The sequence below is a fragment of the Streptomyces sp. ISL-12 genome (assembly GCF_018614415.1).
Lineage (GTDB): Bacteria > Actinomycetota > Actinomycetes > Streptomycetales > Streptomycetaceae > Streptomyces.
This window is the reverse complement of record NZ_JAGGOO010000125.1, coordinates 1-23,442: the sequence shown is the minus strand read 5'-3', so window position 1 is coordinate 23,442 and position 23,442 is coordinate 1. Positions and strand designations below refer to the sequence as shown.

At 75.0% G+C, this 23,442-nt stretch carries 14 protein-coding genes and 2 pseudogenes; 5 read left to right on the top strand and 11 right to left on the bottom strand.

All coding sequences use genetic code 11. The features are described from left to right. Together J7I94_RS30455 and J7I94_RS30450 are read right to left on the bottom strand one after the other, a co-directional pair. Positions 1-427 (bottom strand): annotated as a pseudogene (locus J7I94_RS30455) (transposase); the annotation flags it as partial. A gap of 129 nt (positions 428-556) precedes the next feature. Beyond that, positions 557-6,979 carry a type I polyketide synthase gene (locus J7I94_RS30450; protein ID WP_215172253.1) on the bottom strand — a complete coding sequence of 2,141 codons (6,423 nt, stop codon included), beginning with the start codon at positions 6,977-6,979 and terminating at the stop codon, positions 557-559. A gap of 523 nt (positions 6,980-7,502) precedes the next feature. Here J7I94_RS30450 and J7I94_RS38745 point away from each other — a divergent pair. After that, a pseudogene (locus J7I94_RS38745) lies at positions 7,503-7,784 on the top strand (PTS fructose transporter subunit IIA); the annotation flags it as partial. 98 nt (positions 7,785-7,882) lie between these two features. Here J7I94_RS38745 and J7I94_RS30440 read toward each other — a convergent pair. After that, positions 7,883-8,557, bottom strand: coding sequence for a TetR/AcrR family transcriptional regulator (locus tag J7I94_RS30440; RefSeq protein WP_215172251.1), 675 nt, complete (start codon positions 8,555-8,557; stop codon positions 7,883-7,885). Between the two features lie 144 nt (positions 8,558-8,701). Here J7I94_RS30440 and J7I94_RS30435 point away from each other — a divergent pair, with 144 nt between their 5' ends. Beyond that, entirely contained in the window at positions 8,702-9,454 is a 753-nt protein-coding gene (locus J7I94_RS30435; protein WP_215172249.1) for an SDR family NAD(P)-dependent oxidoreductase, read from the top strand. 42 nt (positions 9,455-9,496) lie between these two features. Here the strand turns inward: J7I94_RS30435 and J7I94_RS30430 are convergent, their stop codons facing one another. Continuing rightward, positions 9,497-10,228, bottom strand: a complete 732-nt coding sequence (locus J7I94_RS30430; RefSeq protein ID WP_215172247.1) for a glycoside hydrolase family 75 protein — start codon at positions 10,226-10,228, stop codon at positions 9,497-9,499. Between the two features lie 353 nt (positions 10,229-10,581). Between J7I94_RS30430 and J7I94_RS30425 the strand changes: the two genes are divergently transcribed. Both J7I94_RS30425 and J7I94_RS30420 read left to right on the top strand, forming a co-directional pair. After that, positions 10,582-11,586, top strand: coding sequence for a fibronectin type III domain-containing protein (locus J7I94_RS30425; protein ID WP_374198446.1), 1,005 nt, complete (start codon positions 10,582-10,584; stop codon positions 11,584-11,586). A 311-nt stretch (positions 11,587-11,897) separates the two neighbouring features. Then, positions 11,898-12,575 carry a LuxR C-terminal-related transcriptional regulator gene (locus J7I94_RS30420; protein ID WP_374198445.1) on the top strand — a complete coding sequence of 226 codons (678 nt, stop codon included), beginning with the start codon at positions 11,898-11,900 and terminating at the stop codon, positions 12,573-12,575. 53 nt (positions 12,576-12,628) lie between these two features. Here the strand turns inward: J7I94_RS30420 and J7I94_RS30415 are convergent, their stop codons facing one another. From J7I94_RS30415 to J7I94_RS30405, 3 genes are all read right to left on the bottom strand, one after another. Beyond that, positions 12,629-14,479, bottom strand: coding sequence for an OmpA family protein (locus J7I94_RS30415; protein WP_215172261.1), 1,851 nt, complete (start codon positions 14,477-14,479; stop codon positions 12,629-12,631). A 109-nt stretch (positions 14,480-14,588) separates the two neighbouring features. Further along, a complete protein-coding gene (locus J7I94_RS30410; protein ID WP_308114764.1) occupies positions 14,589-16,178 on the bottom strand; it encodes a peptidoglycan-binding protein in 1,590 nt (529 codons plus the stop codon). Between the two features lie 373 nt (positions 16,179-16,551). After that, complete coding sequence (locus J7I94_RS30405; protein ID WP_215172245.1) at positions 16,552-18,612, bottom strand: ATP-binding protein; 2,061 nt, start codon at positions 18,610-18,612, stop codon at positions 16,552-16,554. Between the two features lie 271 nt (positions 18,613-18,883). Here J7I94_RS30405 and J7I94_RS30400 point away from each other — a divergent pair, with 271 nt between their 5' ends. Then, positions 18,884-19,435: a hypothetical protein gene (locus tag J7I94_RS30400; RefSeq protein WP_215172243.1), complete on the top strand. Its 552-nt coding sequence runs from the start codon at positions 18,884-18,886 to the stop codon at positions 19,433-19,435. Here J7I94_RS30400 and J7I94_RS30395 read toward each other — a convergent pair whose 3' ends face one another. From J7I94_RS30395 to J7I94_RS30380, 4 genes are all read right to left on the bottom strand, one after another. Then, positions 19,436-19,993 (bottom strand): PadR family transcriptional regulator, encoded by a 558-nt coding sequence (locus J7I94_RS30395; protein WP_215172241.1) that lies wholly within the window; start codon positions 19,991-19,993, stop codon positions 19,436-19,438. A 31-nt stretch (positions 19,994-20,024) separates the two neighbouring features. Beyond that, entirely contained in the window at positions 20,025-22,040 is a 2,016-nt protein-coding gene (locus J7I94_RS30390) for an NADPH-dependent 2,4-dienoyl-CoA reductase (RefSeq protein ID WP_215172240.1), read from the bottom strand. Between the two features lie 101 nt (positions 22,041-22,141). Beyond that, positions 22,142-22,516: a hypothetical protein gene (locus J7I94_RS30385; RefSeq protein WP_215172238.1), complete on the bottom strand. Its 375-nt coding sequence runs from the start codon at positions 22,514-22,516 to the stop codon at positions 22,142-22,144. Between the two features lie 102 nt (positions 22,517-22,618). Further along, a partial coding sequence (locus J7I94_RS30380; protein ID WP_215172236.1) for a hypothetical protein occupies positions 22,619-23,442 on the bottom strand: 824 nt, incomplete at its 5' end.

The window sequence follows — 23,442 nt, the reverse complement described above, 5'->3', positions numbered from 1 at the left end:
ACGGCGGCGAGGATGGCGCGGGTGGCGACGTCGATGGCGATCGTGAGTTCGGGCCGGCCGGTGGTGCCGTCGTCGAAGACGGCCAGGACGTCGAGGCGGGTGGTGTCGACCTGCACTTGCTCGCCCGGCCGCAGCGCCACGGTCGGGGTGAACGCCCGCCTGCCGGTCGGGGTGTTGAGGGCGCGGGTGGGGCGGTGGGGGTGTTCGGCGGGGTCGGCGAGCTGGTGGACGAGCCGGTAGAAGGTGGCCTGGGAGGGCATCGGCACGGCGCGGCGGCCGTACCGGTCCTCCAGGATCTGCGCGACCAGGGGCGTCAGGCCTTTGACGGTGCCCTTGGAGCGGCCGCGCTGGCGGCGCAGCGCTTCCTCGAGGCGGCGATGACGCGTTCGTCGGTGCGTCCGGTCGGGCTGGGGCGGCGGGTGGTGCGGTGGACGGTCACGGGGTGTCGGGCGGGCGGTGCCGTGGACGGTGGGTGGGTGGCGTAGCGGACGGTCAGTGACTGCCGGCCGGCTCGGCCTCGGGGCCGTGGACGGTGAGTGGACAGCACCGCGGACGGTCAGTGACTGCCGGCCGGCTCGGCTTCGGGGCCGGTGGCCCGCTCGGGGTGGAGGCGGGCCAGGAGGTAGTGGGTGAGGGCCGACGCGGTCGGGTGGGTCCACATCACCGTGGTGGGGATGTCCAGGGACAGTTCGCGCTGGAGGCGGTTGCGCAGGGCGATCGCCATGAGCGAGTCCAGGCCCAGCGTGACCAGGGACGTGTCGGCGTCGAACCGGTCGGCCGGCAGCCGCAGCACCGCGGCGATGTGCTCCACCACCCGGGGCAGCAGGACCCGCTCGCGCCCCTCGGCGCCGTCCGCCGCGCACAGGGCGTCCAGCAGGTCGCCGCGCCCGTCCGCCGCGTCCGTGCCCGCCGTCGCGGCGGCCAGCGCGGTGAAGAAGGCGGTGCGGCCGGTGGCGGGGTAGGAGTCCAGCCACCGGGACAGGTCCACGGGCGTGCAGGCGGTGCGGTCGCGGTCGTGGGCGAGGAGGCGTTCCAGGGCGGCGATGCCCTCCGCGGGCGTGATCATGGCGTACCCGCGGTCCGCCATGCCGGTGCCGCGGCCGACCTCCGCCCAGGGTCCCCAGTTGACGCAGGTGGCCGGCAGGCCCTGGGCCCGGCGCCAGGAGGTGAACTCGTCCAGCCAGGCGTTGGCGGCGGCGTAGGCGCCCTGTCCGGGGTTGCCGAGGAGGGACGCGGCCGAGGAGAAGGTGACCCACCAGTCCAGTTCCTGTCCGGTGGTGGCGTGGTGCAGCAGCCAGGCCCCGGTCGCCTTGGGCCGCCAGACCCTCTCCAGCAGGTCCGCGGAGAGGTTGGCGACGGTGGCGTCCTCGACGACGGCCGCCGCGTGGACGACGCCGCGCAGCGCGTGGCCCGTCGCCAGGGCGGCCCGTACGAGGCGGTCGGCCACGCCCGGTTCGGCGAGGTCCCCGCTCACGACCTCGACACGGACGCCGGACTCCTGTGCCAGCGCGTCGAGTTCCGCCCGGACGGCCGCGGTGGGCGCGCCGCGGGACGTCAGCACCACGGCACCGGCGCCGCGCTCGGCCAGCCAGCGGGCGACCAGCAGTCCCAGCCCGCCGAGCCCGCCCGTGACCAGATAGCTCGCGTCGGGCCGGACCACGGGGACGTCCTCGGGCCGCACGGGAAGGGTGTCGGTGCCCTCGGTGGGCCAGGTCAGGACGAGTTTGCCGGTGTGGCGGGCGGAGGCCATGGCGTGGAAGGCCGACGCCGCCTCGGTGACGGGGTGGTCGGTGACGGGCAGCGGCGGCAGGGTGCCGTCCGCGAGCAGGCCGGCCAGTTCGCGGTACCCCTCGGCGAGCAGGTCCGGTTCCCGGCGCATCATCAGCAGTACGTCGACGCAGGTGAAGGTCACGTTGTCGCGGAAGGGCAGCAGGCTCAGCCGGGTGCCCGCGTAGACGTCCCGCTTGCCCAGTTCGACGAAGCGGCCCCGGTGCGCGAGCAGTTCGAGGCTCGCGGCCTGCGCGGGTCCGGTGAGGGAGTTGAGCACGACGTCGACGCCGCGGCCCCCGGTGAGGTCGCGCACCTGGCCGGCGAAGTCCAGGCTGCGGGAGTCCATGACGTGCGCGACGCCCAGGCCGCGCAGCCAGGCCCGCTTGGCCTCGCTGCCCGCCGTGGCCAGCACGTCGGCGCCGTGGACGCGCGCCAGGTTCAGCGCGGCCAGGCCGGTGCCCCCGCTCGCGGAGTGGACGAGCACCGTCTCGCCGCGGCGGAGCCGCGCCAGGTACCGCAGGGCGTACCAGGCGGTCAGGTAGGCGCAGGGCAGGGCGGCGGCGTCCCGTGTGCTCATCGCGTCCGGCACCGGCAGCAGGCAGTCGGCGCGGACGGTCGCGAAGGACGACATGACGGCGGACTCGTCCGCGTCCACGAACATGGCGGCCACCCGGTCGCCCGCGCGCACCTCCCGTACGCCGTCCCCGACGGCGGTGACGACGCCCGCGCCGTCGAACGCGCAGACGTCCCGCGCGGGCTCCTCCCCCGCGTTGAACTGCTGGTAGACGCCCATGGCCTGGAGGACGTTGATGAAGTTGACGCTGGTGGCGTCGAGCCGTACCTCCACCTCGCCGGGTGCGGGCCGGCGACGGGAGCGGGCGACCAGTTCGAAGGAGCCGAGGTCGCCGGGGCGTGTGAGGTGCAGGGCGATCCGGTCGCGTCCGCGGTCCACGGCGGTGCGGCGGCGGTCCCGGTCGTCCAACGGAACGTTGCGCAGCCGCGCCAGGTGACGCGTGCCCCGGCGGTAGGCGACCTCGTCGTGCTCGTCGGGGCAGGACAGCAGTTCGGCGGCCACGTCCTCGACGGGCGTGTGCTCGTCGACGTCCAGGACGGCGGGGCGCAGTTCGGGGCGCTCGTAGCTCAGGACGCGCACCAGCCCCCGCAGGCCGGCCTGGGCCAGATCCGGCCGGTCCTGCGGGGCGACGTGCTGTGCGGCGCCGGTGACCGTCCACAGCCGGGGCGCCGCGGCCCCGTCCGCGCAGCTGCGGGCCGTCTCCGCCAGCCGGGCCACCTGCTGCCGGGCGTGGTGGTCGGGCGACGCCCCGCCGGACGCCGGCCCGGGCAGGTACACCACGGCCCGCGGCGCGGCCCCCGACGGCAGGACCGGCGCGGCGCCGGCTGTCCGCACGTCCACCGCGGCGCCCCGCTCCCGGAGGGCCCGGCCGAGACGGGCCGCGTACTCCGCACGCCCGTTCTCCGCCAGCAGCACCCAGTCGCCGCCCGACGTGTCCGGCGCGGGACGCTCGCCCGGTTCCCAGACCGTCCGCAGCAGCCGGCCGGCGAAGCGCTCCTCGGCGCTCTCGGCGGGCACGTGACGGAACTCCACACCGGTGGCGTCGGCGGCCCTCGCCCCGTCGTCGTCCCACAGCCGGAAGTCGGCCGTGAACCGGTCGCCGTCCCTTCCCGTGAGGGTGACCAGGCAGTACCCGCTCAACGGCACCGCCGCGTACAGCCGCAGCGTCTCGATGCGCCGGGGCAGGACCCCTCCGGCGGGTACGGCGCCGGTGCGCAGGACGACGGCCGCGACGGCCTGGAGGCAGGTGTCCAGCGCGACGGGGTGGCAGTGCAGGGCCTGCGCGCCGGCCCGGCCGCCGTCCGGGACCCGGAGGCGGGCCAGCAGCCGGGCGCCCGTCCGGTCGGCCGGCGACCCGTCGGTGAACAGGGCCTGGAGGCCGAGGAACGCCGGGCCGTGGTGCACGCCCCGCTCCTCGCGCATCTGCCGGTAGACGTCCGCCACGTCCACGGCGTGCGGGAACCGCGCCGACAGGTCCCGCGGGTCGCGGCCCGGCGGCACGGGTTCCCCCTCGGGGGTGCGGCGCAGGTCCGCCCGGGCGTGCTGGACGGCGGTGCCGTCGGACGCCGTGGCGACCACCCGCCAGCGGGCCGTGTCCGGGCCGGCCGTCTCGGCGGTCGCCGTGACGGACGTGCCGTCGGCCGTCGGCAGCAGCAGCCGCTGGAGGTCCACGCCGGTCAGGCTCAGCCGCCCCGGACCGGTGCCGAACAGATCCGCGGCGGCGGCGACGGCCATCTCGCACAGCGCGGCACCCGGCACCACGGCGACGTCGTTCACCCGGTGCGCGTCCAGCCACGGCAGCGTCGTCGCGGTGAGCCGGGTCTGCCACAGGTGGCGGCCCTCGCCGTCGGGGTCCACGGTGTGCGGTCCGGTCAGCGGATGCGCGGCGAGGGCCGCGTGCGCCCCGGCCGACCGGCGCAGCGGCGAGGGCTCGACGACGTACCGCGTCCGCTCCCAGGTGGTCGGCGGTACGTCGGCCAGGGCCCCGTCGGCGTACCGCTCGGCCCAGTCCAGCGGGTGCCCGGCGCAGTGCAGCGCCGCCACCTGGGTGCGGAACGCCAGCGCGTCGTCGGTGTCGCGCAGCAGGGACGGCACGACCGCGGTGCCGGCGTGACCGTGCGCGGTGAGCGTGGCCTGCACCGGGTGCACCAGCACCGGGTGCGGGCCGATCTCGACGAACACCCGGTGCCCGTCCTCGGCCGCCGCCCGCACGGCGTCGCCGAAGCGCACCACCCGCCGCAGGTTGTCCGACCAGTAGGCGGCGTCGAAGAGGGCGGGCCCGCGCGGGTCGTCGGTGACGGTGCTGTAGAAGGCGATCGCCGGCGTCCGGCCGGTGACCCCGGCGAGCGCGCCGGCGAGGTCGGGCAGGATGGGGTCCATGTGGGCGGTGTGCGAGGCGACGTCCACCTCGATGACGCGCACGCCCACCCCGCGCGCCTCCCACTCCTCGGCGAGCCGGCGGATGCGGTCGGCGTCCCCGCCGACGACCGTGTTCTCCGGCGACGCGACGACGGCGACGCTCACGCCCCGTACGCCGTCCTCGGCCAGCAGCCGTTCGACCTCGGCGCGGCCCAGGGCGACCGAGGCCATCAGTCCCTGTCCGGCGGTCCGCAGGATCAGCCGCGAGCGGCGGCAGATGACCCGTACGCCGTCCTCGGGGCTCAGCGCGCCCGCGGCGACCGCGGCGGCGACCTCGCCCATGGAGTGGCCGATCACGGCCGCCGGTTCGACGCCGTGGGCCCGCCACATCGCGGCCAGTCCCAACTGCACGGCGAAGATGACCGGCTGCACCCGGTCGAACCCGGTGACCACCTCGGGCCGGGCCAGGATCTCGCGCAGGGAGAAACCGGACTCCGCGGCCACGAGCGGTTCGAGCAGGTCGACGACCCGGGTGAACTCGGGGTCGTGGCCGAGGAGACCGCGGCACATGCCCGCCCACTGCGAGCCGTGCCCGGAGAAGACCCACACCACGCCCTTCCCGGCCTCCGGCACGGCCCGCCCGGTCGCCGTGCCGACGGGGGACACCGCCCCCTGGGCCAGTTCCTCCAGCCGCGCCACGAGTTCCGCCCGGTCGGCGGCGACGACGGCGGCGCGCTCCCGGGCGGGCGAGCGGCGCACCGCCAGGGTGTGCGCGACGTCGCCCAACGGCACCCGCGCCCCCTCACCGCGCAGCCACCGGGCCAGCCGCCCGGCCGCGGCCCGCAGCGCGACGGGCGTGCCGGCGGAGAGCGGGAACACCCGCGAGGCAGCGCCGGAAGGGACCGTGCCGGTCACGCCGTCCGGTGCCGGACGACGGGCCGTGCCCCGAGCGGCGGGGACCGTCGGCGGCGCTTCCACCACCACGTGGGCGTTGGTCCCGCTGATGCCGAACGAGGAGACCGCCGCCAGCCGCGCTCCCGACCGGACCGGCCACTCCACGGCGTCGGTCGGCACGAACAGCCGGGTCCCGGAGGGGTCGATCTGCGGGTTCCAGTCGGTGAAGTGGAGACTGGCCGGCACCGTGCCGTGCCGCAGTGACGCGATGGTCTTCAGCAGCCCGGCCACGCCCGAGACGGGCTCGGTGTGCCCGATGTTGGTCTTCACCGAACCCAGTGCGCACCGGTCCCGGCCCTTGCCGTACACGGCGGCCACCGCGGCGAACTCGATCGGATCGCCCACCGCCGTGCCCGGCCCGTGCGCCTCCACCATGCCGACGTCCCCGGCCTCGGCCCCGGCCCGCTCCAGCGCCAGCCGGTACAGATCGATCTGCGCGGGCTCCGAGGGCGCGCTCAGCCGCGTGCCCCGCCCGTTCTGGTTGACCGCCGTGCCCCGCAGCACCGCCAGCACCCGGTCCCCGGCCCGCCGCGCGTCCGACAGCCGCTTGAGTACGACGACCCCGGCGCCCTCTCCCCGGACGTACCCGTCGGCCGCCGCGTCGAAGGCGTGGCAGCGGCCGGTCGGGGAGAACACCCCCCACAGCGCGGGCGCGACGACCCCCTCGGGTCCCAGGGTGAGCATCGCGGCCCCGGCGAGGGCGACGTCCGACTCGCCGGTCCGCAGGCTCTGGCAGGCGGTGTGCACGGCGACCAGCCCGGACGCGCAGGCGGCCTCGACGACGACCTGGGGCCCGCGCAGGTCCAGCATGAACCCCACCCGGCCGGGTCCGATGCTGTCGAAGCCGGTGTACATCGCGTAGGCGTCGACCTCCTCCAACGGCCGCTGCACCCGCAGCATGTAGTCCTTCTGATAGAGCCCGAAGAACATTCCCGTCGGCGTACCGGCCAGCCCCCGGGCCGGGATCCCGGCGTGCTCGATCGCCTCCCAGGCCACCTCCGACAGCAGCCGGTGCTCGGGGTCCACCCAGGGCGCTTCCTGGGCGTTGATGCCGAAGAACTCCGGCTCGTAGGCGTAGACGTCGTCGTCCAGGAAGCAGCCGTGGCGCAGCCGGTCCGCGACCGGGGCGGGCAGCCCGGCCAGCTCCGCCCGTTCCCACCGCTCCGCCGGCACCTCCCGCACCGTCTCCCGCCGTGCCGTCAGCAACCGCCACAGCGAGGCGAGGGAGCGGACCTCACCGGGGAACCGGCAGGCGGCCCCGACGACCGCGACCGGCTCGTCCCCGCCGGCCCCGGGCTCCTCGGCACGGGCTCTTGCGTACATGGGCAGTCCGTCCTTCGCCATGAGAGAACCGGGAGACGGCCGGTCCGGCACGCCCTCCGCCACGCCCGCAGACCGATCGGGCGAGGTCCATCCATTGCGGCACGGGACCCGGCACGGGCCAAGGGCGTTCGGAGGACGGACGGAAGTGCGCCGGAGGAAGATCCGTAGGCCGACGCATCGAGTTCAGCCGGTCGAGTGGGCTATTGAAAGACATTCATTCCGGTCCGGCGGTCAGGAAACGGCCGTACGCCGGCTGCCGGGTGCCGCGGCGGCCTCGGACGTATGCCTCCCGCCCGTCGCCGCGACGGCACCAGCCCGGACCCGGCCATCGGCGTCCGCGCAGCTGCCTTCCCGGCCGGTGGACACGGATACCTCCGGCAGCGGGCCACCGACCCACCCGCGTCCGGCCGGCGACACGCCTGGCCGGCAGCGATCCGCTGGTCACAGGAGGTACCCATGAGGGTGCTCGTCAACGTCCCGGAGACCGTCGTGGCGGACGCGCTGCGCGGCATGGCGGCCGCTCATCCCGAGCCGGCCGGGGACGAGGGCATCCAGGTGGCGAAGGTGCTGGTCGCCGCCCTCGCGAGGGCCGCCGGTGAGTGACGGCGGGCACGTCGGCACCGTGCTGGTGCCGCACAGCGCGGAGGTGGCCGTGGCGGCGGCCGAGTTGGCGAGGTCACTGGCCGGCGGCGGCGTGGAAGTGCCCGTCGCGGCGGCGGGCGGCACCGAGGTCGGCGACGGCGGGTTCGGCACCAGTGCCGAAGGGGTGGTGGCTGCCGCCGCCTCCGTCGACCGGGGCGCGGGGTGGCGGCGGCCACCGAGGCGTACTTCTGCCGGAAGACGTGAGGGCGGCGGCGGTTCCGGTGCTGCCCCCACAGGCACACGGACCCGGCTCCGCCGCGCTCAGCCGACGCCCTCCGCCACCACCGCCAGCGCCGAGCGCAGGGTCGCGGCCAGTTCGGCCCGGGCCGTCGCCGGGTCGGCGGGGGCGGCGGCGGTGTGCCAGGCGTGGTGTTCGACCGCCGCGCGCAGCGCCCCGTTGAACATCGCCGCCTGGATCGCCGGCCGCAGGTCACCGGCGGGCAGCCCGGCCCGTTCGGCGAGGGCGCGGGCGAACGCCGGTTCGGCCTCGTCGTGCGTCTGGAGCCAGACGGCGCGCAGCCCCGGCTCGGTGCGGGTGAGCCGTACCAGCGCGCCGACGGTGGCCCGGTCCGGCCCGGCGAGGAGACGGCCGCCGGTGCCTGTCTCCCCACCGAGGCCGTAGTCGGAGTCGACGTCGGAGTCGAAGTCGAAGGCCTCGTCGAGCGGCCGGCCGGGGCGCCAGCGGCGCAGCGCGTCCGCGATCAGCTCGACGCCGGCCATGAGCAGCGGCCGTACACAGCTCTCCTTGCTGGGGAAGTAGCGCCAGACGGTCCGCGCGGAGACGCCGACCGCCTGTCCGATCTGCTCGCCGGTGGTGGCGGCGACGCCCTGGGTCACGAAGAGGCGCACGGCGGCGTGGGCGATCTCCAGCCGGATCTCGGCCTTGCGTTCCTCGGTCAGGGGCGGCCGTCCCGTCCGTCCGCGGCCTGCGGTCACGTTCTCCTCCGTCTTCCTGTGGCGCCGGTGGTCGCTGCTCGGGAATTCTCCCCCACTACTTTTTGTCACTTGGCGACATTAAGTCGTAGGGTGCGGGCGAGGGGGGCGACGTCCCCTGCCACGCACGGAACAGAGGAGCAGCACATGGCCGGCGGACGCAGTGTGATCGTGACGGGGGCGGCATCGGGTATCGGGCGGGCCGCCGCGCTGGCCTTCGCCGCGGAGGGCGACCGCGTGGTGGTGGCCGACCTCGACGCCGAGGGCGCCGCGGCGGTGGTGCGGGAGGTGGAGCGGGCGGGCGGCACGGCGGTGGCCGTCACCGGCGACCTGAGCGAGCAGGCGGTGGTCGACCGGGTGGCGGCCACCGCGGTGGAGCGGTTCGGCGGGGTGGACGTGCTGGTGAACAACGCCGGGATCATGGACCGCATGTCGGCGCCGGCGGACGTGAGCGACGCCGAGTGGGAGCGGGTGATCCGGGTCAACCTCACCGCCCCGTTCCTGCTGACCCGCGCCGTCCTGCCGCACATGCTGGCGGCGGGCAGGGGCGCGATCGTGAACACGGCCTCCGAGGCCGCCCTGCGCGGCAGTGCCGCCGGCGCCGCGTACACCGCCTCCAAGCACGGCGTGGTGGGGCTGACCAAGTCCCTCGCCGTGATGTACCGGGGACAGGGCATCCGCGCCAACGCGATCTGCCCCGGCGGCACGGCGACCGCCATCTCCATGGACGCCGACCGGAGCGCCCACGGCCCGGCGACGATAGCCCCGCACTTCGTGAACCTCGGCCGGGTGTCGCGGCCCGAGGAGCAGGCGGCGGCGATCCTGTTCCTCGCCTCGGACGCGGCGAGCAACATCAACGGCGCGGTACTGCCCGTCGACGACGGCTGGTCGGCGGTCTGAGGCGGGGGCAGCTTCTGTACGGCCGTGGCGTCGCGTCAGCCACTACGACGCCGTCAGGAACCGGCGGGCCAGCCGCTCCCCCGTCCGCTCGGCGGCCGACCGGTCCTCGACAGTGTCGACCCGGCTGCCCTTGAAGACGATGTACGTGACGCCGGAGGGCACTCCGCCGGCGCGCGGGTCGGGCCGGATGCCGAGTTCCTCGGCCAGGGCGTAGGACCCCTCGCCGACCACGCCCCGGGGACCGACGTCGCCGACGACCGCGTACCGCACCCGGTCCCGGTACACCACGGCCGCGACCGAGCCGCCGGTGATGCCGTGGTCGCGGTGGTTCCAGGCGGCGTCGGCGCCGGGCACGACGATGTACGGCAGGCGTTCGGCGTCCAGCGGCCGGCCGTCCGACTGCGTGAAGGCCGTGGAGGCGGTGAAGGCCGGGTCGGTGGCGCGGTTGCAGCGGGCGCCGGGCCGTCCGTCGCAGTCGACGTCCAGGTCGGCCTTCCAGAACACCGCGTCGGGCGTCCCGCACACCGGGATGTCGGCCGGTCTGCCGGCGTCGCCCCGGTAGCGGCCGGGTGCGACGGGGGCGCAGTCGCGCGCCTTCGCCAGCAGGCCGGCGGCGGTGACGGCGTCGTCGCCCGGTTTCTCCCGGACCTCCTCGAAGGCGGTGCGGGCATGGACCTCGGCGCCGGGGCGGGGCGGGGACGCGTCCGGAAGCGTCGTCGGGGCGAGCAGGGCGGCACTGGCCGCGACGAGCGTCAGCGACTGGGCGCGCGTCATGGGTCTCTCCTGGGACGTCGGCGGGAACTGACGGGTACTCAGGCCCAATGTCCGGCCGCGGCCACCGCGCGGCCACCGGAGGAGGGCCAGACGGTGCACGCCGGGTACGCCGACGGGAGACGGGCGGCCGGCGCCTGATCGGCTCCGGCCGCCCGCACGGCGCGGCACAGCGACGACAGCGGTTCGCGCCCTCGACCCAACTGTCCCGTCGAGTCGGGAAGTTGGGCCGCCGTGGACTTCAGCATACGTAACTCTTACGAGTGACCGCGAACTCCCACCCACTTGATGTGACCGCGTCAGCAGGGCCATATTGGTCCGGACCATTTCCGTCGGCCCGTCCGGGAGGCAGCGCCGTGCCAGCCGTGTCCGCCCCCGCCGGTCCCCGGCACCCGCGCCCCTTTCCCCGCGTCGCCCTGCTCTGCGCCGCGTCGGCGCTGGCCGCCTCCTGCGGCTGGGGAGGCGCGGCCGGGGAGGGGGACGAACCGCCGCCGGGGGCGCCGACGGGGGTCACCGCCGAGGCCGGGACCGCGACCAGCGTGCACGTGATGTGGAACGCGGTCGCCGGGGCCGACGGCTACGAGGTCTACCGCGGGCGGACGAAGGTGCGGGAGGTGTCCGGCTCGGAGCGCATGGTGGACGTCACCCGGCTCCGGCCGTCGACCGCGTACGCCTTCACCGTGCGGGCGCGCGACGAGGACGGGCGCACGGGGCCGCCCAGCGGGGAGGTGCGGGCGACCACGCCCGCGACCGTCGCGGAGGACCACGCGCCGCCCGCCCCGCCCTCGGACGTCCGGGGGCGGGCCGCCGGCGGCCGTGCGGTCCAGCTCTCCTGGAGCGCGGCGACGGACGGCCGGGACGTGGTCTCCTACGACATCCATCAGGGCGACACCAAGATCCACAGCGTGGGCGGGGAGCAGACGGCGGCCGTGGTGACGGGGCTGCGGCCCGGTCACCGCTACGCCTTCACGGTCCGGGCCCGGGACGCGGCCGGCAACGTCTCGGCGGCCGGCGGGCCCGTCCGGATCAGCACGCCGGGCGCCGACGACGGGCGGGCCACCGCGCCCACCGGGCTGCGCGCGAGCAGCCGCCGCGCCGACGGGGCGTACCACATCGACCTCAGCTGGGTGCCGCCGGTCACGGACGGCGTGGTGACGGAGTACCGGATCCAGCTCGACGGGGAGCCGGCCACCTCGCTCGTCTACGGGGGTGACGCCCCGCGCGACCGGGCGGAGCACAGCTTCTACGCGGGCCGCGAGGCCGGCGTCACGCACCGGGTGCGGGTCCGGGCGAAACTGCCCGACGGCACCTGGGGCGGCTGGTCGGCGGAGCGGACCGTCACCACGGGCGCCCAGGACTGACCGTCACCACGGCCGCCCGGAACTGACCGTACGCTACCGGCGCCGTCCGCCGATGAGCACTTCTGGACATCTCGGTGAGCTTCCCGGTGAGCAGTCGCCGACGGCAGTGTGGACGCCGCGACGGCACAGTCCGGACGGGAGCGGCGCGGTCACCTCGTCCGCCCGCACGACCGTGCCCTCGCGCACCCGGGCACCGGCCGTCCCCTCGGCCCGCGCCCGCATGCCGACGTACTCCCGGAACGCACCGGCCCCCGCCCTCCGGCAGGGCGGACGCGGTGGCGCCGACCGGGCATGAGAACAGAGGAAGACACGTGCACAGTTCGTACGCTCACCAGGCCGGCCAGGCCGACGCGGCGCTCCAGGCCGACCGGCCGCGGATCCCGGTGACGATCCACGCCGAGGACCCCGTCTCGCGGGCGGGGATGCGCAGTCAGCTGCGTGAGCTCCCGGACCTCGACGTCGTCGAGGCCGCCCGGCCCGCCTCCGGCGCGGTGGCCGTGCTGGTCGTCGAGGCGCTGGACGAGGAGGCGTACGCCGGGCTGCGCAAGATCCTGCGCACCGACCGCTCCCGTTCCGTCCTGGTGGTGAGCAGACTGCGCGGCCATGAGCTCCTCGACGTCATCGAGTGCGGCGTCGGCGCGGTGGTGTGGCGGCACGAGGCGACGGCGAGCCGTCTGCTGCAGGCGGTCCTCGCGGCCTCGCGCGGCGACGGTCACCTCCCCGCCGACCTGCTGGGCAGGCTCATGAACCAGGTCGGCACCCTGCACCGCGGCACCACCTCCCACCCGGCCGTCCCCGCCGGGCTCACGCTGCGGGAGACCGACGTGCTGCGGCTGATCGCGGACGGGCTGGAGACGCGGGAGGTCGCGGCGAAGCTGGCGTACTCGGAGCGCACCGTCAAGAGCGTCCTGCAAGGTCTCACCATGCGGCTGCACCTGCGCAACCGGACGCACGCGGTGGCGTACGCCCTGCGCGAGGGCCTCATCTGACACCGGGCGGGGCGCCCCCGCCCCCGCGTCCCGGGTCCCGTCCGCCGGCCACCTCACTGTTTCCGCCTCGCCCGCTGCTCCGGCACACCGTCCTCGGTGTACGCCTTGGGCGGCTCGTACACGGTGGGGCGGCCGGTCGGGGAGACCGTGACGTGCCGGGCGTTGCTCCTGGCGTGCGTCTTCAGGGTGATGGCCTTGCGGTCGACGCCCTGCGCGGCGAGGAAGTCGCCGACGGCCCGGGCCCGTCGCGCCGCCAGCATCGCCAGGGGCACCACACCGCCCTTGGCGTAGGCGTCCACCGTCACGGGGGTGCCGCTCTGCTTCGCGGTGGCGGCGATCTTCACCAGGTGGTCCCGGGAGAACGGCATCAGCTCCGCGGTGGGCCCGTCGAAGAAGAGTTCCGGGATGTGCGCGACGGCGAGCGTCATCGGGTTGAGCGCGGTCTCCTTGTGCTTGTCGTGGAACGTCTCCCCCGGGCCGGGACCGTACATCTTGAAGTACCACATCCCGCCCAGGGCGTTCTTGGTCTCGTTCTTGAACTCCCGGTACTGCTGCCTGGCGGCGGCGACGACCTCCTCCTGGAGCTGCCCGGCCCGTCTGCGCAGTTCGGCCAGGATGGTGATGGAGGCGCGCTCCGCGGTGAGGTCCTCCTGGGCGTCGAGGTAGGCGATGAGTCCCCGGATCCGGTCCCCGAACCGGTCGGCCAGGGTGTAGGCCAGGTCCTCGGGGGCGAACTCCTTGGCCCACAGGTTGCGGTTGAAGTTCTCCAGGGTGATGTAGTGCGTGCCGTCGAGGCTGCTCGCCACCACCGCGCCGAAGTGGTAGTCCCAGACCCGGTTGTTCTCCTCCTTCGGCAGCCTGCGCGAGTAGTCCGTCCGGTCGCCCTGCCCGTCGGGGAGATCGGGGTTGGGGACGGTCTGGGTGGTCAGTCCCTCGCCGACCCGGGGCCGGGCGTACTCGTTCACGCCGATCTCCTCGGCGATCTCCCGGGTGTGGGCGGCCCCCTGGTACAGCGCGTCGCCGTACTCCCTGCCCGGGGCCGCGATCACGTCGCCCTGCGCCGTCTCGGCCGCCGCCCGCGGGGTGCGCGGGCCGTTCTCCCGGGTCATCGCGTGCGCCAGCCGGGGGGTGCCGACCTTGCCGCGCGGCCCCATGTAGGCGGCGACCGAGTCGCCCGCGCGGTTGCGGAACACCGCGTGGTTCAGTGCGCCGCCGAGCACGCGTTCCGCGACTTCGACGCACTGGTGCTCGGTCAGCTTCATGTACTCGTTCCGCGGGTCGGCGCCTTTCTGCCCCTCCAGCACGGGACGGACGACGACGAGCATCTCCCCCTGCGCGTTGGCCACCGCGTGGTCGCCCATGATCAGCCGGAGCCTGCTGCCGCTCGCGGCCAGTTCGCGATCGGCCCGCTGGATGACCTCCGTCCGGGCGTAGAACTCCTTGGCGTGGTGGTCCCCGTTCGCCGCGAGGGATCCGTCCCCCGACCAGTGCAGGTACGCCTCGGACAGCGGCGTGTTCGTCCGCACCCCGACCTCCGGCATGCCGGTGGCGGGGTCGAGGCCGACCGTGATCAAGGGGTCGGAGGTGGCGAGGGCCGGCAGTGCGTCGGGCATGATGCCGAGCTGGTCGGGGACGGTGGGGTGCTCGTCCGTCACGATGCGCTGAACGGCGGGGGCGGGGGTGCCGGACGCGCGGGGCGGAACGCCGGCGGAGCGCGCGGCCCGCTGTACGGACGGTGCGTGGGCACCGTCGCCGTGCCGCCGCTCCCCCACGGCCCGGGTCACGGCGGCGTTGCCCGCCAGCCGCTGCAGCGCCAGCAGGCCGGCGGCCCGCCCCGGCAGGTCCGCCCGCCGCGGCGCGGCTGCCCGGCCGTCGTCGGCCGTACCCGCCCGTTGTCCGCGCACGCGCACGGCATGTCCTCCTGAAGACTCGGATGTTCACTGTCCGGGTGCCCCGGCGGCGGACGGCCGGCGGGGACCTCGGGGAGAAGCCCGCCGCCCGCCCGGCGGGGCCCTACTGCTCGACCGGTGCGGGCGGGAAGCCCTCCGCGGACGACGTCCCGGGCTGGTCCTGGTCCTTGACCCGGCCCGCGTGCAGGGCCGCGAAGAGCGCCTCGTCGACCGTGCCGGTCGCTGCCAGGCCCAGGGACCGCTGGCAGGAGGCGACGCGCTGGGCGAAGAGGTCCTCGGCGACGTTGCTCGCCCGGCCGTCGGCGCTCCGGAGGTAGTGGATGTCGGCCTCGACGTAGCCCCGCAGCGCTTCCACGTCACCGGCGTCGTACTGCGAGTTGTCCGCCCACACGAGGACGCCGTTCATCCAGACGACGTCCGGGTTCTCGTCCCCCGGCTGGACGGACGACGTACTGCCGCCGAAGTGGGCCATCATCAGCGCCGTCATCGTGGACCGGCCCAGGTTGCCCGGGCCGTCCGTGGTGGCCGTGACCCCGCCGTACCGGGCGTCATTGGCCTCCTGGAAGCACGTGACCGCCGCTGTGGTCGCCTCGTCCATGACACCGGTACGGACCGTGCTCGTCAGCCGGCAGGGGTCCGACGCGTTCAGGGTGCTCAGCCGTACCTGGGCGAACTGCACGAACAGATTGGGACCGTCCCCCGGGCGGAACGGCAGCGGTCCGGCTGCGGTCTCCCGCTGCTCGGCGTCCGACGCGCCGGACCCCCCGGAGCCACCGGACGCCGAGCCGCCGGATCCCGCGCCGGAGCCGCTGTCCTCGGCGTCGCCCCCGGAGGTACCGGGCGCTTCCTCCGGGCTGACCAGGGGCGCTTGCGAACCGGGCGCGTCCGGCGAGGACTCGGGGGCGGGCGCGAGGTCCGCGGCGACCTCGTCGGTCCGCTCCGTCGCCAGGCTGCGCACCTGCGGCTGGTAACCGAACCACAGGACGGCGATGACGAGGGCGAGCGCGGCGGTCACGCTGAGGCAGGTGGCGAGCCAGCGGGCCAGCACACCGCGCTGCGCGAACATCCCGTCGACGCCGTGCGGTTCCGCGCCGGAGCGGTGGACGCGCAGGGTGTACGGCCGCTCCTCGCTCGCCCCGAACCACGTGATCCCCCGGGGCTTCAGCCTCACCTTCACGAAGGCCGCGCGGCCGGGTTCGATCCGCACGTTGGCGGGGCTCAGCTCGTAGTCCAGCTGGTCGCCGTTGTCGGAGCCGGTGAGCGACGCGGTCAGCGGGGTGTTGCCGAGGTTGTCGACGGCCAGCCGCGGCCGGCCGCTGAACCGGCCCTTGACCGTGTGCGGTACGAGTTCGGCACGCAGTTCGGTGAAGGGCGTGACGGTGAGGCTGCCCTCGACGACGGTCGCCGCTCCGGTCTGCTCCGTGGGGGTGATCCGGATCGCGTACGGGTGCGGGCCCGCGGTCGCGTCGGGGGTACGGGGCAGGGCGAAGGTCAGCCGCGCGGTCCCGGTGGTACCGGGGTAGAGCCGCAGCGCCCGCGGCTCCACGGCCGTCCACGGCGCGAGGTCGCCGACCGCTTCGAAACGGTACTCGTCGACGATGTCACCGGTGTTGCGCAGCCGGATCCGTACCGTCACGTCGGTACCGGGGTCGACGGTGGTGGAAGCGGGTTCGAGGGAGGTCCAAAGGCTCACGGGCCGACAGTAGGAAGCGGCCCTGAGCGGTGTCAGCGTCCATGGGGGCGGGGTTGTCGCCCGTCTGTACGGCACCGGGTTCCGCGCCCGGGCGGGTCCGGTTCGCGGCCGTCCGGTGCCGTCCGTGACGTCGGCCACGGGCGCCGGCCGCGCGATGGGGCAGGGGGCGCCGGAGCCCGGCCGCAGGCGGACGCGGCACACCGGGTGGGCGCGGCGGCGGTGGTCGGTCCCGCGGGAACCGCCCTTCCGGGCGCGTCCGCCGCCCTGCCGGGCGGTTCGCGGACGGCCGTCCGGGCTCCGGCACCGTACGGACGCGCCGCACACGCCGTCCGCGAGCGGCACCGGCTCGGTACTTCCCGTAGGGCTCCGGTCGTCAGCTCAGCGCGCGCAGGGCGCGCTCCCGCTCCCACAGCGCGTCGCACACCAGGCCGACGCCGAGCGTCAGATGGCGGCGGTAGGTGCTGAACGCCAGGCCGAGCCGCTGCGCGGCGCCCTGCTGGGTCCGCACGCGCTGGAAGTAGGTGGTGTACAGGGCCTGGTACGCCTTGGGGTGGCCCGCTGTCCCCTTGAGCCGCTCCACGGTCTCGGCCAGCAGCGAGCGCAGCAGGTCCGTGGGGTCGGCCTCGCTGTGGCGGGCGCGGTCGTCGAGGAGACGGGTGTGCAGCAGCGGGCTGCTCTCCAGCGCGCTCGGCTTCAGGACGGAGCGCAGCGCGTCGCGGACCGCCGCCCGGAACTCCTCGCCGCCCAGGGCGACGGCGGGGGCGTCCGCCCGGCCGGCCGGCGGGCTCGGGTGCAGGGCGCCCGGCTGGGTGCGGTCGAACCAGATCTCCAGGGGCGTGACCCGCCAGTCGCAGCCGAAGGTGGTGAAGACCCGGTCGTTGTCCCAGGGGGTCTCGGCCACCTGCTGGTGTCCGAGGTGGTGCATCAGGCCGCTCCACAGGGCGGCGTCCGGGGAGACGATGAAGGACCACGCCAGGTTCCGGGAGCGTATCCAGTCGCGGCAGATCCGCAGCTGCATCAGGTGGCCCACCGTCGAGATGCCGCCGTAGTCGGCCGGGTAGACCATGAACCGGGACATCAGCAGGTGCTGGCCGGGGCGCAGCGGGGCGACGGCGTCCACGTGCTGCCAGGCCGCCGCCGCGACGGGGTCCTGGCCGGCTCCCTCCCCGGGCGTGGTCAGCCGGAGCCAGGCCATGAAGGCGACGAGTTCGCCGGTACGCGCGGAACGGTAGGCCCAGAAGCCCTCGGGGTGCCGCCCGAGCCAGTAGCGCACGAGACGGGCGGAGCGTTCGCCCTCCGTGTCCGCGGTCATCCGGACGGCGGTGTCGTGGTCCTCGGGCCGCAACGGGCCCTCGTACACGTCGCCTTCGCGGGTGATGCCGGTGAAGTACGGCCCCATGGGACCGTAGCGCTTGAGATGGGTCAGCGCCCGGATGGCGGCCATCGCCTCGTCCTCCGGCGCGTTCTGCGCGCGCTGCAGGAGGTGGTGGCCCACCACGCGGTGCATCCGCTCGTACCCCTGGGCGTCGCGCCAGCGCAGGTCCCGGTCGATCACCTCGGCCGCGGTCTCGTGCAGGAAGAGGCCCTGCCGGCCGAGTTCGGCGTACGGCAGGCCGCGCAGCCACGCGAACATGCGGGGGGCGTGTTCCTCGCCGACGACCGCGCGCAGCAGGCCCTCGGTGGTGACGAGGGTGTGGGCCGCCGTCTCCAGGGCCAGCCGCTCGTGTCCGGCGGGCAGTTCGCCGACCAGTGAGGTGAGCAGGTCGGTGACGACGTCGGGGGTGGGGGACCAGTCGTCGGCCGTCGAGGACTCGGAGACGGCGACGCTCGCGGCGAGGCTGAGCGCCAGGGGGTGTCCGCCGGCGAAGGCGAACACGGCGTCCCGCAGGTCCTCCCGGACGCCGCGCCGCTCCAGCAGGGTCCTGGCGTCGTCCCGGTCGAGGGCGGCGAGCGGCAGGACCTCCAGGATGCCCTGCCAGGCGGCGTCGTGCACCCAGTGCGGGGCCGGGGCGAGCCGGCTGGCCACCACGGCGGCCGAGCCCGCGGGGAGGTCCGGGAGGAAGGTCTCCCGCAGCCAGTCCTCCAGTCCCTGGCAGTGCTCGAAGGCGTCGACCAGCAGGACCGCCGGCCGGTCCGCCTCCGCCGATGTCTCGGGCATGCCGGCTTCCCGCGCGAACCCGGTCGGTGAGGGGTCGATACGGCGGCCGTCCACCCGGGTCACCCGCCGGCCGCCGGCCAGCGCCTCGTCGGCGTACCGTCCGAGCAGGGCGGACTTGCCGACTCCGCCGGGGCCGTGGACGTAGAGCACGGACGGGGCGGCGGGGTCCGCGGTCAACGCGGCCCGGAAGCGGGCGAGTTCGTGGGAGCGCCCGATGAAGGCCCGTTCACGGGCGGCGGACAGGCGGGTGGACAGCCGCGGACTCCCGGAACGCATGATCGGCAATCTAACACCCGGCCGGGTGCGGGCTCCGGCGTACTTCCCCTGGTGAGACGGGCTGTACGGGGACGCGCGGGAGGGGATGCGCCGGCGCCCGGGCCCGCACGCGGGCGCCGGTGCCGTACCGCCGCACGTCACCTGCCCGGATGCGCTGGGCATGCGGCGCGGGCCGCCGCCCTGTTGGCTGCCCGTGGGACGGCACGGGCCGTTGCCGATTCGGCGGTGTAAGGGATGTGCCGCCGGCCGTGCTGTCGAAAGGGCAGTCCACATGCGCATCTCCCAGCCGCTCCTCCGCTCCGGCCCGCTCGTGGCAGCCGCCGCGCTGCCCCTCGCCCTGACCGCCGGCCCGGCCGCCGCCGGCCCCGGTATCTCGGTGAGCACCACCGGGAGCACCGTCTCGGTCACCACCGCCGCCTGCGCCCAGCTCAACGGCAGCTGGGGCACGGCCTCGCTGCTGAACAGCGGCCAGTCCAGCTTCGCCCAGGGCCGCCAGGTGGCGCTGTCGGGCACCAGCGCCAGTCAGACGGCCGCGTGGTCGGGCGTCAGCCCCGGCACCTACACCGTCATCGTCATGTGCTCGAACAACAGCACCGCCGGCACCCAGACCGTCATCGTGTCCCGCACCGCCTCCCCCTCGCCGTCCAGCAGGCCGACGATCTCCGCGACGGCCTCGCCGTCCCGGGGCGTCATGGGCGGCGTCGGCGGGGCGGTGAAGGACTACGGCACGGCCACGCTGGTGGCGGGCGGCGCCCTGGTGGGTTCCGGTGTCATCGCCACGGCCTGGTTCCTGCGCCGCCGCTCCAAGCCGTACCGGTTCTGATCACCCGGTTTCCCCGGCCGGACCCGGCAGCTCGGGGAAGTCGGTGAGCGCGTGCCGCAGCCACCGCGTCCAGAAGGTCTCCAGGTCGATCCCGGCCCGCAGCACCAGGTGCCGCAGCCGGTCCTCGGCGCCGTCCCCGCCCGGCGGGAAGTCGCGCCGCTCGATCTCCCGGTACTCGGCCAACTGGGCCTCGTGCAGCTCCAGATGGCGGCGCAGATCCGCTTCGATCCCCTCGGTGCCGACCACCGCCGCGGCCCGCAGCCGCAGCAGCATCGCGTCCCGCAGCGGTTTGGGGTCCTGTGCGGCGGCGGTCCAGCGGGCCAGTTCGGCGCGGCCCGCGGGCAGCACCTCGTACGCCTTCTTCTGGCCGCGGGCCGGCTGCTCGGCGGGCAGGGCCCGGATCAGTCCCGCGTCCTCCAGCTTTCCCAGCTCACGGTAGATCTGCTGGTGCGTCGCCGACCAGAAGTAGCCGATCGACCGGTCGAACCGGCGGGTCAGTTCCAGTCCCGACGACGGCTTTTCGAGCAGGGCGGTGAGGATCGCGTGCGGGAGTGACATGGGCTCATCCTAGGGACGGCCGCGGGCCGTCCTACAGGCTCGCCGCCAGCTCCGTGCCCCGCGCGATCGCGCGCTTGGCGTCCAGTTCGGCGGCCACCTCGGCGCCGCCGATCAGGTGCGCGCGGCGGCCGGCGGCGACCAGCTCGTCGTAGAGGTCCCGGCGCGGTTCCTGGCCCGTGCACAGGACGACGGTGTCGACGTCGAGGACCGTGCTCTCGCCGCCGACGGTGACGTGCAGTCCGGCGTCGTCGATCCGGTCGTAGCGGGCGCCCGGGATCATGGTGACGCCGCGGTGCTTCAGTTCGGCGCGGTGGATCCAGCCGGTGGTCTTCCCGAGCCCGGCGCCCACCTTGGTCGTCCGGCGCTGGAGCAGGTGGACGGTGCGGCGGGGGGCGGGGCGCTCGGGTGCGGCCAGGCCGCCGGGGGCGCGGTACTCCGTGTCGACGCCCCAGTGACGGAAGTACGTCTCCGGGTCCTCGTGGGCCTGGTCGCCGGCGTCGGTCAGGTACGCGGCGACGTCGAAGCCGATGCCGCCGGCGCCGAGGACCGCGACGCGCTCGCCGACCGGGGCGCCGCCGTACAGGACGTCCAGGTAGCCGAGGACGCTCGGGTGGTCGACGCCGGGGATGCCGGGGACGCGCGGGGTGACGCCGGTGGCGACGACGATCTCGTCGTAGCCGTCGAGGCCGGCGGCGGTGACGGTGGTGTTCAGGCGGACGTCCACGCCCTCGTCGTCGAGCCGGGTGCGGAAGTAGCGCAGCGTCTCGTCGAACTCCTGCTTGCCGGGGACCCGGAGGGCCACGTTCAGCTGGCCGCCGATCTCGTCCGCGGCGTCGAACAGGGTGACCCGGTGGCCGCGTTCGGCCGCGGTCACCGCGCAGGCCAGCCCGGCCGGTCCGGCGCCGACGACGGCGACGCGCTTGCGCAGCCGGGTGGGGGCGAGGACGAGTTCCGTCTCGTGGCAGGCGCGCGGGTTGACCAGACAGGAGGTGATCTTGCCGCTGAAGGTGTGGTCCAGGCAGGCCTGGTTGCAGCCGATGCAGGTGTTGATCGCCTCGGGGCGGCCGGCCGCCGCCTTGGCGACGAAGTCGGGGTCGGCGAGCATCGGGCGGGCCATGGAGACCAGGTCGGCGGTCCCGTCGGCGAGCAGCTGCTCGGCCAGCTCCGCGGTGTTGATCCGGTTGGTGGTGACGAGCGGCACGGACACCTCGCCCATCAGCCGCCTGGTCACCCAGGTGTAGGCGCCGCGCGGCACGGAGGTGGCGATGGTGGGGACCCGCGCCTCGTGCCAGCCGATGCCGGTGTTGATGATGGTGGCTCCGGCGGCCTCGACGGCCCGGGCGAGGGTGATCACCTCGTCGAGCGTGGAGCCGCCGGGGACCAGGTCCAGCATGGACAGGCGGTACACGAGGATGAAGTCCTCGCCGACCGCCTCGCGCACCCGGCGGACGATCTCCACGGGGAAGCGGGTCCGGTTCTCGTAGGAGCCGCCCCAGCGGTCGGTGCGGTGGTTGGTGCGCGCGGCGGTGAACTCGTTGATCAGATAGCCCTCGGAGCCCATGATCTCGACGCCGTCGTAACCGGCCTCGCGGGCGAGGCGGGCGGTGCGGACGTAGTCGTCGATCGTCCGCTCGACCTCGGCGTCGGTCAGCTCGCGGGGGACGTGGGCGCTGATCGGGGCCTGGAGCGGGCTGGGGGCGACCAGGTCGCGGTGGTAGGCGTACCGGCCGAAGTGCAGGATCTGCAGGGCGATCCGGCCGCCCTCGCGGTGCACGGCGTCGGTGACGACGCGGTGCCGCTCCGCCTCCGCCTCGGTGGTGAGCTTGACCCCGCCCTCGTAGGGGCGGCCCTCGTCGTTGGGGGCGATGCCGCCGGTGACGATCAGGCCCACTCCCCCGCGCGCCCGGGCGGCGTAGAACGCGGCCATCCGCTCGAAGCCGCGCTCGGCCTCCTCCAGGCCGACGTGCATGGAACCCATCAGGACCCGGTTGGGCAGCGTGGTGAAGCCCAGGTCGAGCGGGCTCAGCAGGTGGGGGTAGCGGCTCATCGGGCCCTCCGTGCGCGGTGTCGTGCCTCTGTTGTAGAGGACGACCACCACCTTTTGCAACTAGTTGCATAAAGTGGTGTCGCGCACAGGGGGTCCGCCGGTCAGCGGCGGTTCTCCAACCGGACGTGCAGCTCCCGCTCCTGGTCCCCGGAGGCCGTGCACAGGTCCCGCACGGTGAACAGGGAGTCCAGGGTGGTGCGGAACCGGTCGATCGCCCAGTAGCCGCCCTGCACGTCGGCGTCGACCGGGGCGGCCAGCCGGGACGGGCCGTAGGTGCCGTGCCGGTCCTCGGAGACCTCGAAGGTCCCGAGCCACACGGTGGGCCGCACCTCGTGGCAGTCCCGGGGGACGTCGTCCGCGCACCGGTCGGACGTGAAGCACGCGCACAGGGTGTCGAAGACGGTCCGGGCGTCTTCCTTGCTGCATCCGCTCAGCTCCACCGAGACGGATTCCGGGTGGGTTCGCTCGGCGTCCATGGTGATCGCTCCTCTCGGGCCGCGCTCCCCCCACTCACCAAGAAAAGCACCACCCCGGGCGGAGCACTACCGCGCGCCGTCCGGGGTGGCGGGCGGTGCGGCTCAGCCGCGGGTGAAGCGGTACGTCTTGCTGTCGGTCAGCACGCAGAAGCCCGGGGAGACGACGATCACGCGCAGGGTGCCGGTGCGGCGGTCGTAGTCGATGCCCTCCGCCTCGAAGGTGCCCGAGCAGGCACTGCGCAGCGGCAGCTGCCTCAGGGCGGTGACCTGGCCGGTCACGTCGGCGGTGCCGCTCGGTGCGGCCGACAGGTCGATCTGGAGGAGCGGCTTGGTGATGCCGAAGAGGGCGCCTTCCGGATCGTCGGAGGAGCACAGCAGCCGGGTCGCGGTGACGAAGTCGCAGCCCTGGACGTCGCGCACGGGGCGGTCGAGGCGCACGGTGGCGGCCTGCGGGAGGTTCGCTGAGGGCGAGGTGGCGGGATTGACGCCCGGGGTCGGGAAGACCAGCAGCCGGCTCATGGTGCCCCACTCGCCGGACAGCATCCACTGGCCGTCGGGGGAGATCGCGGCCCAGGAGTTGTTCAGCGCCTCGCCTGAGCCGAGCGCGTGGGTGTACTCCGCCCAGGTCCCGTCGGGCGCCTGCACCCGGAACATCTTCGCGGCCCCGTCGTCGCGCTGGTACGGCTCGACGTAATGGCCGTCGTAGGAGGCGTCGGGGTCGCCCACGTGGTTCCAGCCCCGGGTGGAGAGGCCGAGCGGGATGGTGCCGATGCCCGTGTAGCGGTTGGGGCTGTTCGCCGGGACCTCCACGGAGGCCAGCCCCTGGCTCTCGGTCAGCGGGTCGGCGCGGTCGGAGCCCACCTCGGTCCAGGTGTCGGCGGCGGTCGACGCGTCGGCGGAGGCGGGCGGGGCGGCGGCGAGGACGG